The 16371-nt window shown below is 43.5% G+C and carries 16 protein-coding genes; 15 read left to right on the forward strand and 1 reads right to left on the reverse strand.

Annotation, left to right across the window (positions count from 1 at the left end):
* Positions 1-9 precede the first annotated feature (9 nt).
* The 7 genes from Q1X33_RS08485 to argS all read left to right on the forward strand — a co-directional run bounded on the left by Q1X33_RS08485 (position 10) and on the right by argS (position 7226).
* Positions 10-990, forward strand: coding sequence for a LacI family DNA-binding transcriptional regulator (locus Q1X33_RS08485; RefSeq protein ID WP_005229404.1), 981 nt, complete (start codon positions 10-12; stop codon positions 988-990).
* A gap of 264 nt (positions 991-1254) precedes the next feature.
* Positions 1255-1980 carry a tRNA (adenosine(37)-N6)-threonylcarbamoyltransferase complex dimerization subunit type 1 TsaB gene (tsaB, locus tag Q1X33_RS08490; protein WP_005229414.1) on the forward strand — a complete coding sequence of 242 codons (726 nt, stop codon included), beginning with the start codon at positions 1255-1257 and terminating at the stop codon, positions 1978-1980.
* Positions 1964-2506 carry a ribosomal protein S18-alanine N-acetyltransferase gene (rimI, locus tag Q1X33_RS08495; protein WP_005237007.1) on the forward strand — a complete coding sequence of 181 codons (543 nt, stop codon included), beginning with the start codon at positions 1964-1966 and terminating at the stop codon, positions 2504-2506. The genes tsaB and rimI (Q1X33_RS08495) overlap by 17 nt, the downstream gene beginning before the upstream one ends.
* Positions 2499-2972: a ribosomal protein S18-alanine N-acetyltransferase gene (gene rimI / locus Q1X33_RS08500; protein ID WP_005229417.1), complete on the forward strand. Its 474-nt coding sequence runs from the start codon at positions 2499-2501 to the stop codon at positions 2970-2972. The genes rimI (Q1X33_RS08495) and rimI (Q1X33_RS08500) overlap by 8 nt, the downstream gene beginning before the upstream one ends.
* Entirely contained in the window at positions 2965-3984 is a 1020-nt protein-coding gene (tsaD, locus tag Q1X33_RS08505; RefSeq protein WP_005229419.1) for a tRNA (adenosine(37)-N6)-threonylcarbamoyltransferase complex transferase subunit TsaD, read from the forward strand. Before rimI (Q1X33_RS08500) ends, tsaD begins: the two co-directional genes overlap by 8 nt.
* Positions 3985-4119: 135 nt before the next feature.
* Positions 4120-5133: an ornithine carbamoyltransferase gene (gene argF, locus Q1X33_RS08510; RefSeq protein ID WP_301969630.1), complete on the forward strand. Its 1014-nt coding sequence runs from the start codon at positions 4120-4122 to the stop codon at positions 5131-5133.
* Positions 5134-5534: 401 nt separating this feature from the next.
* Positions 5535-7226 carry an arginine--tRNA ligase gene (gene argS, locus Q1X33_RS08515; protein ID WP_005229423.1) on the forward strand — a complete coding sequence of 564 codons (1692 nt, stop codon included), beginning with the start codon at positions 5535-5537 and terminating at the stop codon, positions 7224-7226.
* 82 nt (positions 7227-7308) lie between these two features.
* Here the strand turns inward: argS and Q1X33_RS08520 are convergent, their stop codons facing one another.
* A complete protein-coding gene (locus Q1X33_RS08520) occupies positions 7309-7779 on the reverse strand; it encodes an arginine repressor (protein WP_005229424.1) in 471 nt (156 codons plus the stop codon).
* A 302-nt stretch (positions 7780-8081) separates the two neighbouring features.
* Between Q1X33_RS08520 and rpsB the strand changes: the two genes are divergently transcribed.
* From rpsB to Q1X33_RS08560, 8 genes are all read left to right on the forward strand, one after another.
* A complete protein-coding gene (gene rpsB / locus Q1X33_RS08525) occupies positions 8082-8870 on the forward strand; it encodes a 30S ribosomal protein S2 (protein ID WP_005229426.1) in 789 nt (262 codons plus the stop codon).
* A gap of 110 nt (positions 8871-8980) precedes the next feature.
* A complete protein-coding gene (tsf, locus tag Q1X33_RS08530) occupies positions 8981-9862 on the forward strand; it encodes a translation elongation factor Ts (protein ID WP_005229432.1) in 882 nt (293 codons plus the stop codon).
* A gap of 147 nt (positions 9863-10009) precedes the next feature.
* Complete coding sequence (gene pyrH / locus Q1X33_RS08535) at positions 10010-10732, forward strand: UMP kinase (protein ID WP_005229433.1); 723 nt, start codon at positions 10010-10012, stop codon at positions 10730-10732.
* A 1-nt stretch (position 10733) separates the two neighbouring features.
* Complete coding sequence (gene frr / locus Q1X33_RS08540) at positions 10734-11291, forward strand: ribosome recycling factor (protein WP_005229434.1); 558 nt, start codon at positions 10734-10736, stop codon at positions 11289-11291.
* A gap of 191 nt (positions 11292-11482) precedes the next feature.
* Complete coding sequence (locus tag Q1X33_RS08545) at positions 11483-12283, forward strand: isoprenyl transferase (RefSeq protein ID WP_005229435.1); 801 nt, start codon at positions 11483-11485, stop codon at positions 12281-12283.
* A complete protein-coding gene (locus Q1X33_RS08550) occupies positions 12280-13086 on the forward strand; it encodes a phosphatidate cytidylyltransferase (RefSeq protein ID WP_005229436.1) in 807 nt (268 codons plus the stop codon). The genes Q1X33_RS08545 and Q1X33_RS08550 overlap by 4 nt, the downstream gene beginning before the upstream one ends.
* A 149-nt stretch (positions 13087-13235) precedes the next feature.
* Entirely contained in the window at positions 13236-14504 is a 1269-nt protein-coding gene (rseP, locus tag Q1X33_RS08555) for an RIP metalloprotease RseP (RefSeq protein WP_005229437.1), read from the forward strand.
* Between the two features lie 69 nt (positions 14505-14573).
* Positions 14574-16283, forward strand: coding sequence for a proline--tRNA ligase (locus tag Q1X33_RS08560; protein WP_005229438.1), 1710 nt, complete (start codon positions 14574-14576; stop codon positions 16281-16283).
* Positions 16284-16371: the final 88 nt, after the last annotated feature.

Below are 16371 nucleotides of genomic sequence, written 5' to 3' on the forward strand. Positions count from 1 at the left end.
GGCTGGAAGATGGCAACGATTAAAGATATTGCACAACAGGCTGGCGTCTCGCCAGCCACTGTATCACGGGTGCTGAATTACGATTCAGAATTATCGGTCAGTTCTGAAACCAAAGAGAAAATTTTTAAAGCCGCAGAAGCACTCAATTACACAAAACATAAAAAAAAGAGTCAGCCAGAAACCAGTAGTATGCGCTTGATCCAATGGTTTGATACCGAGGAAGAATTAGCGGATCTTTACTATTTAGCGATCCGTATCGGGATTGAAAACAAAACCGAAGAATTAGGGATTCGTTTGCTGAAAGAACCCTACGAAGGATTGACTGATACCGCAGTCGATGGAACGATTGCACTAGGAAAATTCGATGATCACCAGATTCGACAATTGAAAAAAAGCCAAGCCAATTTGTTGATGGTCGATTTTGACGCATTGGCTCAGGGCGTCAATTCTCTAGTAGTGGACTTTCAACAAGCGGTGGATTTAGTGATCGATGACTTTATTGCAAAAGGCCACCAAAGGATCGGCTTGTTATCAGGCGTTGAGTTTACCAAGGATCATCACCAAGAAATCGAAGACCCTCGGCGCCGAATTTTTGAGGAACGGCTCCGTCGGTTGAAGCTGCACCACCCACAATATCATCTCAGCGCACCGTTTACAGTCGAGGGCGGTTATGAGGCGATGAAAGAGTATTTGCAGCAAAACAAAGAGTTGCCAAGTGCTTTATTTGCTTCCAGTGATGCCTTAGCGATTGGCGCTATGCGTGCTTTGCAAGAAAAAAACATCAAGATTCCTGAGGAGATCGCAATTATCGGCTTCAACGATGTCAGTGTTGCAAAGTACGTCTTTCCGACGCTGTCAACCATCAAAGTTCATACGGAATGGCTGGGGGAGCTGGCAGTGACGACCTTGCTGGATATCATTACGAATGCAGCCCCCGTACCTCGCAAAGTTACGATCGCAACGGAACTGATTACGCGCCAATCTTCTTAGCAACCAGTTGAATCACCGAAGGATGTCGTTACACACGTCAACTGGGTTTTAATGGAATAACAAAAAAATGACTATCGCCTTACCCGAACCTTTAAACAGCCTCGTCGGTTTGCAGCTGCAGCCGCGCTTGCTTTTTTCAAAGGTTCGGGTATTGTTGTCCTATCGCTTTTTTTCTAAACGCAGGCATCTTTTTGGAGACTTGGTTGGGCATTTGATTAGAATATGGTAGAATATGAGAGAGTTTTTTGAATGGGGAGAAGATAGATGAAAACATTAGCGATTGATACCTCAAACCAAACGCTGGCGGTTGCGGTGGTCGATGGTCAAGAAGTGTTGGGACAAAGCCAGACGATGGCGATCAAAAACCACAGCACAGCATTGATGCCTGCCATTGATGGATTGATGCAAGCGGTGGGGATGGCACCTAAAGAGCTGGAGCAAATCGTTGTTGCGAAAGGTCCTGGTTCGTATACAGGTTTGCGAATCGGCGTCACAACAGCAAAAACGCTGGCGCAAACATTGAACATCCCGCTGATTGGTGTTTCTAGTTTGAAAGCAGTCGCTGCCAATTGTGTGGGCGTATCGCAAGTGATCGTGCCGTTGTTTGACGCTCGCCGTCAAAATGTCTACGCAGGTGCCTACCAATGGCATAATGGGACCTTAGAAAAAAGGATCAAAGACCAGCATATCTCACTGTCTGAATTATTGACCCAGTTAAAAGCAGTCGATGGTCAAGAAGTGCTATTTGTCGGCGCCGATACCATCAAATTTGAAGACATGATCGAGGCGGAACTGCCGACAGCCCATATCAATCAAGTGTCGTTATGGAATTACCCGAATGGCGTTGTTTTAGCTGCTATTGCGAAAGAAGAAGCGCCGGTCGCTTCGATCCATGATTTTGTACCAGACTATTTAAAATTAGTTGAAGCCGAAGAAAAATGGTTAGCCTCGCATGAACCGGGAGTGGATGCCTATGTTGAAAAAATTTAAAACGATGACGGGAAAGCTGGCTCTTTTCCGTCAGATTCAATACCCAGAGCGTAAAAAAGAGATACGAGGGGAAACGTACGTTGTTCGTGAATTAGTCGGAGATGACATTAAAGAGCTGCTGCAGGTGGAGCGTCTCGTGTATGCGGGGGAACTGCCTTGGACCAAGAGCGCCTTTTTGTCAGAACTTTATTCACGGGTCAAACATCTTTATTTGGGCATCTTGCATAATGAGCGGATGATTGGGTTTATCGGGGTGCGGATTTTAGGCGCTGATGCCCATATCACCAATATCGCGATCATTCCTGATTATCAAGGGAAAGGGATCGGTTCTTTCTTGCTAGGAGAAATCGAACGTTATGCACGGAAAAACAAATGCGACCGTTTGACATTAGAAGTTCGCCTGGGCAATCGTGATGCGCAACGTTTGTATCGGACCCTCGGGTTTGTTTCACAGGCGATCAAAACGGCGTACTACACCGAAGGCAATGAAGACGCATTGGATATGGTGAAATTTTTAAATGACTAACGAACAAGCAGATCAAACGATCCCGACACCGCAAATGCTCTGGTCATTGGCAGATCAGAGCTATCCCTTTGGCTCGCCTTGGAATGTGCAGCAATTTCAACAAGATTTGCAAAACAGCAACAGTCGCTATTTGTTCCGTTATGGAAAAACCAATCAAGAGCTGATTGGGTTTCTCTGTTTTCAGCAAGTGCTGGATGAAGCAGAGTTGTTTAATGTAGCGGTTTTACCAGCGTATCAAGGTCGTGGTTTGGCGAAAGAATTGTTGAAGCAAATGGAATCGCTCGTGGAACAAACCGATGGTCGGCGCATCTATCTTGAAGTGCGTGTGTCGAATTTGCAAGCACAAGCTCTTTATTTACGTATGGGCTATACAGTCATCGGTCGTAGAAAAAAATATTACAGTCATCCAGAAGAGGATGCGTTGATTATGGAAAAGAAAGTAGGCGGACAAAAATCAAATGAATGAATTGATTTTAGCCATTGAAAGCAGTTGTGATGAAACCAGTGTGGCAGTGATTAAAAACGGCGACACCATTTTAAGTAACATTGTTGCTTCGCAGATCAAGAGCCACCAGCGCTTCGGCGGTGTCGTACCAGAAGTCGCTAGTCGTCACCATGTCGAACAGATTACTTTATGTATCGAAGAAGCATTGACACAGGCCGACACCCAACCTGAAGAGTTGTCAGCTGTTGCTGTTACCTATGGTCCAGGGTTGGTTGGGGCACTGTTGATTGGGCTGTCTGCAGCAAAAGCCTTTGCCTGGGCCCACAGCTTACCGCTGATTCCGGTCAATCACATGGCAGGACATATTTATGCAGCTCGCCTAGTGAAGCCATTGGTTTTTCCTTTAATGGCATTATTGGTCAGCGGTGGCCATACCGAATTGGTGTATATGGCAGAAGATGGCTCTTTTGAGATCATCGGTGAAACGAGAGATGATGCCGCTGGTGAAGCCTATGACAAAGTCGGTCGTGTTCTGGGGTTGCCTTATCCTAGTGGGAAAGAAATTGATCGCCTTGCGCATCTAGGCAGTGATACGTATCACTTTCCTCGAGCAATGATACAAGAAGATAATTTTGATTTTAGTTTCAGCGGCTTAAAGAGTTCCTTTATCAATTTTGTGCATAATGCACAGCAAAGAGAGGAAGCTTTGTCAGTAGAAAATCTAGCAGCTAGTTTCCAAGCCAGCGTTGTCGAAGTATTGGTTCACAAAACGTTGCGGGCGTGCCAAGCTTATCCTGTAAACCAGCTGATCGTTGCTGGGGGAGTCGCGGCGAATCAAGGCTTGCGTGACGCTTTACAAAAAGCGATGCAGGAATTGCCGGAAGTGGAATTGTTGATTCCACCGTTGCGTCTTTGCGGAGATAATGCGGCCATGATTGGTGCCTACGCCCATATTGCGTTGAAAAAGCAACGCTTAGCAGATCTTTCATTGAATGCTGATCCAAGTGTCAGCTTTGCCCATACGATTTCTTAAGATGATTGCACCTAAGATCCGTTCTTAGGTGTTTTTTTGGTTTCTTTATGAGCAAATAGAAGATTTTGTTGTATTTTATTTCGTCATTTGATATTATCATGTATAATTATTAGTTAATTGAAGGGCGGGTATGCAATGACATCGGTTTTTAAAGGACGCAGTTTTTTAGCAGAAAAGGATTTTACAAAAGAAGAACTACAATATTTGATTGATTTTTCCCAGCACTTGAAAGGGATAAAGGCCAACAATCAACCACATCGTTATTTAGATGGCAAAAACATTGCACTTTTGTTTGAAAAGAATTCGACACGGACGCGAGCAGCCTTTACGGTTGCAGCGGTGGATCTGGGGGCACATCCGGAATTTTTAGGGGCCAATGATATTCAGTTGGGGTCTAAAGAATCTGTTGAAGATACCGCCAAAGTATTCGGCCGCATGTTCGACGGGATCGAGTTTCGCGGCTTTAGTCAACAGGTTGTCGAAGATCTGGCCAACTATTCAGGTGTACCTGTTTGGAATGGCTTAACGGATGAATGGCATCCAACGCAAATGATCGCTGACTTTTTGACCATTCAAGAAAACTTTGGTGAGCTGACTGGCTTGACCATCGCATACTGTGGGGATGGGCGCAACAATGTCGCTAATTCTTTATTAGTGACCAGTGCGATCTTAGGGGTCAATATTCATGTCGTCACCCCGAAGGCCTTGCAGCCAGAAGCAACCATCATCGCACAGGCACAAGCCTATGCCAAGCAATCGGGCGCAAAGATTTTGGTGACTGATGATGTGGATCAAGGTGTTCTAGGCGCTGATGTCGTGTATACCGATGTTTGGGTATCAATGGGTGAAGAAGAAAAATTCCAAGAGCGGATCGAACAGTTGCTGCCGTATCAAGTCAACCAATCGTTGATGAAAAAAACACAAAACGATCAAGTGATTTTTATGCATTGTTTGCCAGCATTTCATGATGATCAGACCACGTATGGCAAAAAAGCAGCGCAGGCGTATGGAATTTCTGAGATGGAAGTCACTGATGAGGTCTTTCGCAGTAAGTATGCCCGTCAATTTGATCAAGCCGAAAATCGTTTGCACTCAATCAAAGCGATCATGGCAGTGACTGCTGGAGATCTATTTATTCCTAAAGTATAAAATAATTTTTTTTGAAAATGCCAAAATCTCGCTAGCCAAACAAACATTTCTTTGCTATACTTTCTGGGAAGTAAATAGCCTTGATTTGATGAAACAAGAGAAGTAGCGATTCGAGTATCAGTTAGCGAGTTCGGGGTGGTGGAAGCCGAATTGATCAGATTGTGAAACGCACTTGTGAGAATTTGCCAAGCAAACGGAATTCTGCCGTTATCAGAAAAAAGTGGGTCCGAAAAGGACAATCAGAGTGGTACCGCGGGAAATCTCGTCTCTAGTGCATGTTATGCGCTAGAGGCTTTTTTTGTTTTTATCAATCATTTCTTGCGTTAAAAACATACAGCTGTTTGCTTGCTTCAAACAACGTTTCATCAAAACATGGGCTCAGTCATTATAGGAGGGATACTATGAATAACAAAGAAATCGTCGCACAAGCCATCCATCAAGTAGTAAAAGAAGATCTATCGATCGAACAAGTTCAGCAATTACTGGAAAATCCAAAGTCAGCTGACCATGGGGATGTGGCATTCCCAGCCTTCTCGCTAGCAAAAGTCTATCGGAAAGCGCCGCAGCAAATTGCCGCAGACTTAGCAGAAAAAATCGATCAAGCGTCTTTTGAAAAAATTGAAGTGGTCGGTCCATATTTAAACTTCTTTATGGATAAAAAAGCAATCTCTGCCCACGTCTTAGAGATGGTTCTCAAAGAAAAAAATCATTTTGGCGATCAAACCATCGGCAATCAGCAAGCAGTACCCATCGATATGTCTTCACCAAATATTGCCAAACCCATCTCAATGGGGCATTTGCGTTCCACTGTGATCGGTAACTCAATCGGCTTTATTTTAGAAAAAATCGGTTACCAGCCAATTCGCATCAACCATTTAGGCGACTGGGGCACACAATTTGGGAAATTGATCGTGGCCTATAAAAAATGGGGGTCAGAAGAAGCGGTCAAAGCGGAACCAATCAACGAACTGTTGCGTTTGTATGTTGATTTTCACGAAGCTGCCGAGACAGATAAACAATTAGAAGATGATGCGAGAGCTTGGTTCAAGAAACTAGAAGATGGTGACCAAGAAGCAATGGATTTGTGGCAATGGTTCCGTGATGAATCATTAAAAGAATTCAATAAAATCTATGATATGTTGGAAGTTTCCTTTGATTCATTGAATGGCGAAGCTTTCTATAATGATAAAATGACAGAAGTCGTGGAATTATTAGAGGAAAAACACTTGTTGAAAGAAGACCAAGGGGCAGAGATCGTTGATTTGGCTGCGTATGACCTAAATCCAGCCTTGATCCGCAAATCCGATGGTGCGACTCTTTACATCACACGGGACATGGCTGCGGCGCTATACCGCAAACGGACCTACAATTTTGCCAAATCATTGTACGTGGTAGGAAATGAGCAAAGTTATCACTTCAAGCAATTAAAAGCTGTTTTGAAGGAAATGGGCTTTGAGTGGGCAGATGATATGACCCACGTACCATTTGGATTGATCACCAAAGATGGGAAAAAATTATCTACGAGAAAAGGGAAGATCGTTCTTTTAGAAGAAGTATTGAATGAAGCGATCGATTCAGCGAAAGAACAAATCACTGAAAAGAACCCAACCCTTGAAAACAAAGAAGAAGTTGCAAAACAAGTCGGTGTCGGGGCAGTCGTTTTCCACGACTTGAAAAATGACCGTTTGAATAATTTCGACTTTACGCTAGAAGAAGTTGTCCGTTTTGAAGGAGAGACCGGACCCTATGTGCAATATTCTCATGCCCGTGCCATGAGCATTCTTGAAAAAGCCGACTTTGATCCTGCTGCTGTCAGCAGTTTGTCATTGGCAGATACTGAGAGCTGGGAAGTCATCAAATTGATTCAGCGCTACCCAGAAACCGTGCTGCAAGCAGCAGAAAAATATGAACCATCCGTCATTGCTAAACATGCCATCAAATTGGCACAGGCCTTTAATAAGTATTACGCCAATGTGAAAATCTTGGCTGAAGATGCGGAAAAAGACGCACGTCTGGCTCTAGTTTATGCAGTAACGACCTTATTAAAAGAAGATTTACGGTTGCTTGGTTTACATGCACCCGACAAAATGTAACAAAAAAAGCTGTATCCTTGTTTCGACAAGGACACAGCTTTTTTGTAGTAAAAATACAGATAGGTCACATTTGTTCGGTGTCTTATAAGACCGCGTGGTTTCTGATAAATTGATAAAAAGTTTCGGCATCTTCGTCGCTGCGGGAAATCACCGCTACTGTATCAAAGCCCGCCAACGAGCAAACTTTTTCTGGCATAGTCACTTCATCGATCGCTGCCGAAAGCAAAGGCGCATTGTCCGCAACGGTATGGATCAACGTCATAAATTGCACACGATCTACTTTAGTGACAACGTCTTCGATCATCTGTATCAACCGCTGCTCTTCTTCTTTTTCATCTTCTGACGATTGCATTCCTTGAAAAATGACAAACTTTGTCTGACCTGTTTCATCGGGCACTTTCACGATTTTCAAATCACGAATATCGCGAGAGATGGTCGCTTGCGTGGCGGAGACGCCTTGGGCTTCCAATTGCTGCAATAATTCTTCTTGCGTGCGTACAGTATGTTCAGTAATGATTTGTCTAATAAGTAAATGGCGATCAGCTTTTCGCATAGGTAAACTCCTTTAAGCATGATTGATTAAGTCAGCCTTATCATAGCAGATAAAGCCGAAAAAACCTAGATATAATAAGAAAAGAATTAGAACGTTAAAAAAAATCTGGACCACGAATCGTAGTTTTTCATTTGAATCAGTTGCATTTCTTTTTTAGCTACTGTATACTGTTTAAGGCGTGAGTTTTTCACGTCAATCCCACATCTTGTTCCATCTGCGAAGCGGTGCTGATCGATTCAGTTCTTCAAGGAGTAAAAGAGCAAGAGAGGAAAACAAAAAAACCAAATTGGAGGAAACACAACATGGCAGTAATCTCAATGAAACAATTACTAGAAGCCGGCGTACACTTTGGTCACCAAACTCGTCGCTGGAACCCAAAAATGAAGAAATATATCTTCACAGAAAGAAACGGCATCTACATCATTGATTTGCAAAAAACAGTGAAATTAGTAGACGCAGCTTACGACTACATGAAAAATGTTGCTGAAGAAGGCGGCGTTGCATTATTCGTAGGTACTAAAAAACAAGCACAAGAAGCAATCAAAGAAGAAGCAATCCGTTCAGGTCAATACTATGTTAACCATCGTTGGTTAGGTGGAACTTTGACAAACTGGGAAACAATCCAAAAACGTGTTGCTCGTTTGAAACAAATCAACAAAATGGAAGAAGATGGCACATTTGCTGTTCTTCCTAAAAAAGAAGTCGTTGGCTTGAACAAAGAGCGCGAACGTCTTGAAAAATTCTTAGGCGGTATCGCTGATATGCCAAGAATTCCAGATGTAATGTACGTTGTTGACCCACGTAAAGAACGTATCGCGATCCAAGAAGCACGCAAATTAAATATCCCGATCGTAGCTATGGTCGATACAAACTGTGATCCAGACGAAATCGATGTTGTTATCCCATCAAATGATGACGCTATTCGTGCCGTTAAATTGATCACTGCGAAAATGGCAGATGCTTTCATCGAAGGTAACCAAGGCGAAGACCAAGTAGCAGAAGAAGATTTTGCTGCTGAATCAACAGAAAACGCAACTTCAATCGAAGAAATCGTTGATGTTGTCGAAGGCGACAACGCATCAGCTGAATAATAAATGATGGAGCTGTTTCAAAGGCTAGGCGCCAAGCCTCACTCTCCTTTGAAACAGCTTTTTTTAAAGACAAGCAATCTTGTTTAAAAACATTTAGGAGGAAACAAAAAATGGCAGAAGTAACAGCTAAATTAGTAAAAGAATTACGCGATATGACTGGTGTAGGAATGATGGACGCAAAACGTGCATTAGTTGAAGTAGAAGGCGACATCGAAAAAGCCGTAGACTTATTACGTGAAAAAGGTATGGCAAAAGCTGCGAAGAAAAACGACCGTATTGCTGCTGAAGGTTTAGCATCTGTAGCGATCAACGGCAACACAGCAGCAATCGTTGAAGTGAACTCAGAAACTGACTTCGTTTCTAAAAACGAAATGTTCCAAGACTTAGTAAAAGAAATCGCTGAAGTAATCGCAGCAAACAAACCAGCTGATATGGATGCTGCTTTAAAATTAGAAACTTCTAAAGGCACAATGGATGCTGCGTTGATCGAAGCAACACAAGTAATCGGAGAAAAAATCAGCTTCCGTCGTTTTGAAGTTGTTGAAAAAGATGACAATGCTGCTTTCGGCGGTTACCTACACATGGGCGGACGTATTGCTGTATTGACTGTTCTTGAAGGAACAACTGACGAATCAGTTGCGAAAGATGTTGCAATGCACGTTGCAGCGATCAACCCTCGCTACGTGAACGAAGCACAAATCTCTCAAGAAGAATTGGATCATGAAAAACAAGTCTTGACAGAACAAGCATTGAACGAAGGCAAACCAGCGAACATCGTTGAAAAAATGGTTGAAGGACGCTTGAAGAAATTTAAAGCAGAAATCGCTTTGGTTGACCAACCATTCGTTAAAGACCCAGATATGACAGTTGAAAAATATGTTGCATCAAAAGGCGCAACTGTGAAATCTTTTGTCCGCTTTGAAGTCGGCGAAGGTATCGAGAAACGCGAAGACAACTTCGTTGAAGAAGTAATGAGCCAAGTGAAAAAATAATTCTGTTCCTCGAACAGATGGGAACGCATGGAAGTGCGCTCCCTTTTTTTAAGCAAAAACGGTTTTTAAAGAAATAGTGTAGATAATTTTCAACGAAAGAGCACCAATATGCTACAATAGTATTGGAGAATGTACGGAGGAATCATGATGGGCAAACCAAAATATCAACGTGTTGTATTAAAATTAAGTGGTGAAGCATTAGCGGGTGACGAAGGCTTTGGGATCAAACCACCGACGATCCAAGAGATCGTTAAAGAGATCAAGGAAGTCCACGAATTAGGCGTACAGATGGCGATCGTGGTCGGCGGCGGAAACATTTGGCGTGGACAAATCGGCGCGCAAATGGGGATGGAAAGAGCACAAGCTGATTACATGGGCATGTTAGCGACTGTGATGAATGCTTTAGCATTACAAGACACGCTAGAAAATGCTGGTGTACCAACGCGTGTCCAAACTTCGATCGAAATGCGTCAAATCGCAGAGCCTTATATTCGTCGCAGAGCAGAACGTCACTTAGAAAAAGGGCGGGTCGTCATTTTTGCAGGCGGAACCGGAAACCCTTATTTCTCAACTGATACGACCGCAGCCTTACGGGCAGCTGAAATCAACGCTGATGTCATTTTGATGGCGAAAAACAATGTTGATGGCGTCTACTCAGCAGATCCTAAAACGGACCAAAGTGCTGTGAAATTTGAAGAATTGACCCATTTAGAAGTCATTTCTAAAGGATTGCAAGTAATGGATTCAACCGCAAGTTCATTAAGTATGGACAACGATATTCCATTAGTCGTATTCAACTTGAATGAGCATGGAAACATTCGCCGCGCCATTTTAGGTGAACATATTGGAACGACAGTAAGGGGGAAATAACATGGCTGACAAAATTTTAACAGAAGCAAAAGACAAAATGAAAAAAGCAGCAGAAAACTTGCAGCGGGAATTAGGACAAATCCGTGCTGGCCGCGCGAATGCGAGCATCTTAGACCGCGTAATGGTTACTTACTATGGTGTACCAACACCCTTGAACCAAATGGCTTCAATTACGATTCCAGAAGCAAGAATTTTGATGATCACACCTTTTGACAAAACAATGATCCAAGAAGTAGAAAAAGCCATCATGCAAAGTGATATTGGTATCACGCCTGCCAATGACGGAACAGTCATTCGTTTGGTGATTCCTCAATTAACGGAAGAACGTCGTAAAGAATTAGCCAAAGACGTGAAAAAAGAAGCTGAAAATGCGAAAATCGCGGTCCGTAACATTCGCCGTGATGCGATGGAAGCTTACAAGAAACAAGAAAAAGCTGGCGATATTACAGAAGATGATTTGCGTGAATCTGAAAAAGAAGTGCAAACTGCTACAGATAACAGCATCAAAGAAATCGATGCGATCGCAGCTGAAAAAGAGCAAGAGCTACTTGAGGTTTAAAAGGAATGACGAAGAGTCGCTTCAGCGGCTCTTTTTTTATGGTCGAAAGTGCCGTATGTACTTGAATAACACGACTGTTTTTTTGTTTTTTCTTAATATGGAAATCTTTTCTTGGTTTTCATAGGCAAGAAATCTGATTATTGTTATAATGTAAAAGATGAATTTCAAGAATTGGAAGAGGAGCGAATACGATGCTGCGTTTTTTTCCACAAAAAGACAAATATATCAAAGAAGCGGCTGAACATGAATTTGATCCATCACTGCCGATTCCCCAACACATCGCGATCATTATGGATGGCAATGGCAGATGGGCGCAAAACCGGCGCTTGCCAAGAGTAGCTGGTCACAAAGAAGGCATGGAGACGGTAAAAAAGATCACGAAACATGCTTCACACCTTGGTGTGAAAGTATTGACTCTTTATGCGTTTTCAACAGAGAATTGGAAACGGCCAAATGAAGAAGTGGACTTTTTGATGCAACTGCCCGTCGACTTTTTCGACACGTTTGTTCCTGAGCTGATCAAAGAAAATGTTCAAGTCAAAGTGATGGGGTTCACGGAATCTTTACCCGAACACACACAAGAAGCGGTCAAGCGAGCGATTGACCAAACCAAAGATAATACTGGGATGATCTTGAATTTTGCTTTAAATTACGGCAGCCGCGCAGAAATTTTGACTGCGGTCCAAGCCCTTTATGAAGAGCTTGCAGCTTCGGAGGAAGCCCTGCCCAAGCTCACGGAAGACATGCTGGCGACACATTTGATGACTGGTTTTTTGCCAAACGCGTTACGTGATCCTGAATTGGTGATTCGCACGAGTGGCGAAGAACGTATCAGCAACTTCTTGTTATGGCAGATTGCTTACAGCGAATTATTCTTTACGAAAGCGCTCTGGCCTGATTTCGATGCTGCTTTACTAGAAGATGCGATCGGGAGCTTTCAACAACGAAACCGGCGTTTTGGCGGTTTGAAAATGAAGGAGGAAGAAGAGTGAGACAACGTGTAATCACTGCGGTCGTCGCATTAGCCTTTTTCCTGCCAATTATTTACGTTGGCGGCATTGCCGTCGAATTGCTGGCAGCAGCGATGGCAGGGATTGGTGTTTATGAATTATTTCGGATGAAAGGACTAGCTGTTTTCAGTTTTGAAGGAATTCTTTCAATCATCGGTGCGGTGATTTTAGTTTTACCTCAAGAACGCTGGTTTTTCTTTTTGCCAGAGGGCACAGATAAAAGTGCCTTGTATTATGTAATCGTCCTTTTATTACTAGGGATCGCGGTTATTTCTAAAAATACGTATACTATCGATGAAGCTGGTTTTCCAGTGATCGTCAGCTTATATACGGGTGTCGGGTTTGAACGTTTCTTGACGGCACGTTCAGCAACAGATGGCTTAGTCGTTTTAGTTTTCGGTCTGTTTATCGTGTGGGCAACAGATATTGGGGCTTACATGGTGGGACGGCGTTACGGTCAACGAAAATTATGGCCAGAGATTTCCCCTAATAAAACGATCGAAGGGGCCCTAGGCGGGATTGCTGCTGCGGTGGTCGTAGCCGGTTTGTATCTGCTAGCATTTCCAGGGAAAGATTATTTTGGACATGGTAGTGCCCTCATGATCTTATTGACGGTCCTCTTTTCGATCGCTGGTCAATTCGGTGATTTAGTGGAATCGGCAATCAAACGTCATTATGGCGTGAAGGATTCAGGCAATCTTTTGCCAGGACATGGCGGGATCTTGGATCGCTTCGATAGCATGCTGTTTGTGTTTCCAATCATGTATTTATTCGGTGTTTTTTAGAAATTATTTAGAAGTGCAGGCTTGGCTTGCGCTTCTTTTTTTAAATTCTTGTTACAACGGGAATGTGAGTTCCTCAACGGGAATCGGTGTGATAAAATAAGGAAAGGCTGCCCTGAATGAGAGGGATGCTGTGAAAGAGAGGAACGAGCATGAAAACGATACTTGTATTTATCATTATCTTTTCCGTAGTGGTAGTGATTCACGAGTTTGGACACTACTTCTTTGCAAAACGGGCAGGTATTTTAGTAAGAGAGTTTGCCATCGGTATGGGGCCTAAATTGTTCGCGCATCAAGCGAAAGATGGGACGACCTACACGATTCGGATGCTGCCATTAGGCGGGTATGTCCAAATGGCGGGCTGGGGTGAAGATGAAACAGAATTAACACCAGGTATGCCAGTCTCCTTGGTTCAAGATGCAACTGGCAAAGTTATCAAAATCAATACGAGCAAAAAGATCCAATTGCCGCAAGCGATCCCTATGGAAGTGACCGACTTTGACTTGGAGGAGAAGTTGACGATCACAGGGTTCATCAATGGCAATGAACAAGAAGCGATTACGTACGCTGTGGATCATGATGCAACGATCATCCATGAAGATGGCGTTGAAGTTCGGATCGCACCTAAAGACGTTCAATTCCAGTCCGCAAAGCTTTGGCAGCGAATGCTGACGAATTTTGCTGGACCGATGAACAACTTTATTTTATCCTTGGTCTTATTCACTGGGTTGGTGTTTGCACAAGGTGGTGTTGCGAATCAAGATGCAACCATCGTGACAGGAATCGAAGCAGGAACACCGGCAGCTGAAGCAGGGCTGCAAAATGGCGATGAAATCTTAGCTGTCGAAGGTGTCGATGTTTCTAACTGGTCAGAATTAACGACTGAGATCCAAAAGTACCCAGATACTCAGATTGCTCTAGCAGTCAAACGAGGATCAGAAACACTTGATTTGACGGCAACTCCTGCGAGTCAAGAATCAGGGGAGACCACGATTGGTTTCTTAGGGATCACCGCTTCCTTAAAAACTGGGATCGGAGATATCTTACTGGGCGGCTTGCAAACGACCATTGACAATTCACTGGTGATTTTTAGAGCAGTCGGCAACTTGATTGCCCAACCAGATATCAATAAATTGGGTGGACCGGTAGCGATTTTCCAACTGTCTTCTCAAGCTGCATCGCAAGGGGTAACAACGGTGATCGCGATGATGGCGATGATTTCTATCAACTTGGGGATCTTTAATTTATTACCGATTCCTGGATTGGATGGCGGTAAGCTGGTTTTAAATATTTTAGAAGGTTTGCGAGGCAAGCCAATCAGCCAAGAAAAAGAAGGCATCATTACTCTGATTGGGTTTGGGTTTTTGATGCTGCTGATGGTTCTCGTTACCTGGAATGATATCCAACGTTTCTTCTTTTAAAAATAAGACGCACAAGCAAATCAATTGTTGATCGGGTGAACATGATTTTTTGTAGCAAAGGAGAAAAAAATGAAACAGTCAAAATGTTTGATTCCGACATTGCGGGAAACCCCCAGCGATGCGGAGACGTTAAGTCATCAACTGTTAGTTAGGGCAGGGTATATTCGACAAGTGGCGGCAGGCATTTATGTTTACTTGCCGCTAGCACAAAGGGTGTTAGAAAAGATCAAGCGGGTCATCCGTGAAGAATTGGCACAAATCGATGCCGTAGAGATGGCGATGCCTTCTTTGCTTCCGTATGAGCCATGGAAGGAGTCAGGACGTGCCTCATTGTATGGTGAATCCTTGTATCGATTAACAGATCGAAACGAACGAGAGATCGTTTTAGGACCTACTCATGAAGAGCCGTTTACGACATTGATCAAAAACGAGATCACGTCTTATAAACGGCTGCCATTGAGCTTGTATCAGATCCAAACGAAATATCGGGACGAACAGCGGCCGCGCTTTGGATTGATCCGCAGCCGCGAATTTATCATGCAAGATGGCTATTCCTTTCATGCCGATGAAGCCAGCTTAGATCAAACCTATAATCGTTACGAAATGGCTTATCATGCAATATTGAAACGCTGTGGGATCGAGTATCGGGCAGTGGTCGGGGACAATGGCTTGATGGGTGGCAGAGATTCGAAAGAATTTTTGGCATTGTCGGGGATCGGCGAAGAGCTGATCTGCTACTCGACCGAAAGCGATTATGTCGCCAATTGGAAATTAGCAACCAGTCAATACATCGCCAAAAAATCTCACGAGACCTATTTAGAATTACAAAAAGTCGTTCAGGATGAGCCTTTAACGTTAGAGGAGCTGGCGCAGGCATACGAAACAGACTTGCAAAAAATCGTTCAAGTATCTTTATTACTCGTTGACGAGCAAGTCATTATGGTGTTATTACGAGGCGATCACAGCCTCAATGAAACAAAGGTCAAGCATTACTTAGCCGCTGATCAAGTGAAGGTGCTGACTGTTGAGGAAGCGGAGTCTTATCTGACGAGTGAGACGCAGCTGCGCAGTCCCATTGCGCTTGCTGATTCGATCCAGTTGTACGCCGATCAGCATGTCCAAGATATGGCGAATCTGATCGTTCCAGCGGCAGAAAAACAAAGCTATTATCTCAATGCGAATGTGGGGCGTGATTTTCAACCATTAGCCTTTGCCGATTTTCGCTTGGTTCAAGAAGGTGATCCTTCCCCAGATGGAAAGGGAACCTTAACCTTTACGCGAGGAATCGAAGTTGGCCATATCTTCAAGTTAGGAACCAAGTACAGTGAGGCGCAAGAAGCGACGGTTGTCGATGAAAACGGCGATGAGCAACCAATCATCATGGGCTGTTATGGGCTGGGGGTTTCTCGGCTGCTTTCAACGATCGTCGAACAATACGGCAATGAATTTGGGATCGATTGGCCCCAAGAAATTGCCCCATTTGATGTGCATATCATTCAAACGTCGATTGAAGATAGCTATCAAAATGCCTTAAGTGAAGAAGTAGAAGAAATGATGAACCAAGTCGGCTATCAAGTGCTGGTAGATGACCGCAATGAACGTGCAGGGGTCAAATTTGCAGATGCCGATTTGATTGGCTGTCCGATTCGCTTGACTATCGGTAAAAAAGCCGTAGAAGGCATCGTAGAGATCAAAATCAAGCATACTGGTGCGACCGTTGAAGTGAGAAAAGAAGAAGTCGCTTCGACCCTGACGATTTTGTTAGCCAATCAGGAATAAACAGGAACGAACAAGAATGAATAGCAGATCGAGAGAGGAAATCCTTTCTCGATTTTTTAATGAAAATGAGGGCAAAAAGAGGTATACT

The organism is Enterococcus sp. B2E4, assembly GCF_030499455.1.
In the GTDB taxonomy this organism is placed as follows: domain Bacteria; phylum Bacillota; class Bacilli; order Lactobacillales; family Enterococcaceae; genus Enterococcus_D; species Enterococcus_D casseliflavus.

Excerpts from the sequence above, each read along its gene's own strand:
- tsaB (WP_005229414.1), top strand. The coding sequence starts at position 1,255 with ATGAAAACATTAGCGATTGATACCTCAAACCAAACGCTGGCGGTTGCG.
- Q1X33_RS08485 (WP_005229404.1), top strand. The coding sequence starts at position 10 with ATGGCAACGATTAAAGATATTGCACAACAGGCTGGCGTCTCGCCAGCC.
- Q1X33_RS08560 (WP_005229438.1), top strand. The coding sequence starts at position 14,574 with ATGAAACAGTCAAAATGTTTGATTCCGACATTGCGGGAAACCCCCAGC.
- pyrH (WP_005229433.1), top strand. The coding sequence starts at position 10,010 with ATGGGCAAACCAAAATATCAACGTGTTGTATTAAAATTAAGTGGTGAA.
- rseP (WP_005229437.1), top strand. The coding sequence starts at position 13,236 with ATGAAAACGATACTTGTATTTATCATTATCTTTTCCGTAGTGGTAGTG.
- rpsB (WP_005229426.1), top strand. The coding sequence starts at position 8,082 with ATGGCAGTAATCTCAATGAAACAATTACTAGAAGCCGGCGTACACTTT.
- Q1X33_RS08545 (WP_005229435.1), top strand. The coding sequence starts at position 11,483 with ATGCTGCGTTTTTTTCCACAAAAAGACAAATATATCAAAGAAGCGGCT.
- Q1X33_RS08520 (WP_005229424.1), bottom strand. The coding sequence starts at position 7,779 with ATGCGAAAAGCTGATCGCCATTTACTTATTAGACAAATCATTACTGAA.
- tsaD (WP_005229419.1), top strand. The coding sequence starts at position 2,965 with ATGAATGAATTGATTTTAGCCATTGAAAGCAGTTGTGATGAAACCAGT.
- rimI (WP_005237007.1), top strand. The coding sequence starts at position 1,964 with ATGTTGAAAAAATTTAAAACGATGACGGGAAAGCTGGCTCTTTTCCGT.
- argF (WP_301969630.1), top strand. The coding sequence starts at position 4,120 with ATGACATCGGTTTTTAAAGGACGCAGTTTTTTAGCAGAAAAGGATTTT.
- frr (WP_005229434.1), top strand. The coding sequence starts at position 10,734 with ATGGCTGACAAAATTTTAACAGAAGCAAAAGACAAAATGAAAAAAGCA.
- argS (WP_005229423.1), top strand. The coding sequence starts at position 5,535 with ATGAATAACAAAGAAATCGTCGCACAAGCCATCCATCAAGTAGTAAAA.
- tsf (WP_005229432.1), top strand. The coding sequence starts at position 8,981 with ATGGCAGAAGTAACAGCTAAATTAGTAAAAGAATTACGCGATATGACT.
- rimI (WP_005229417.1), top strand. The coding sequence starts at position 2,499 with ATGACTAACGAACAAGCAGATCAAACGATCCCGACACCGCAAATGCTC.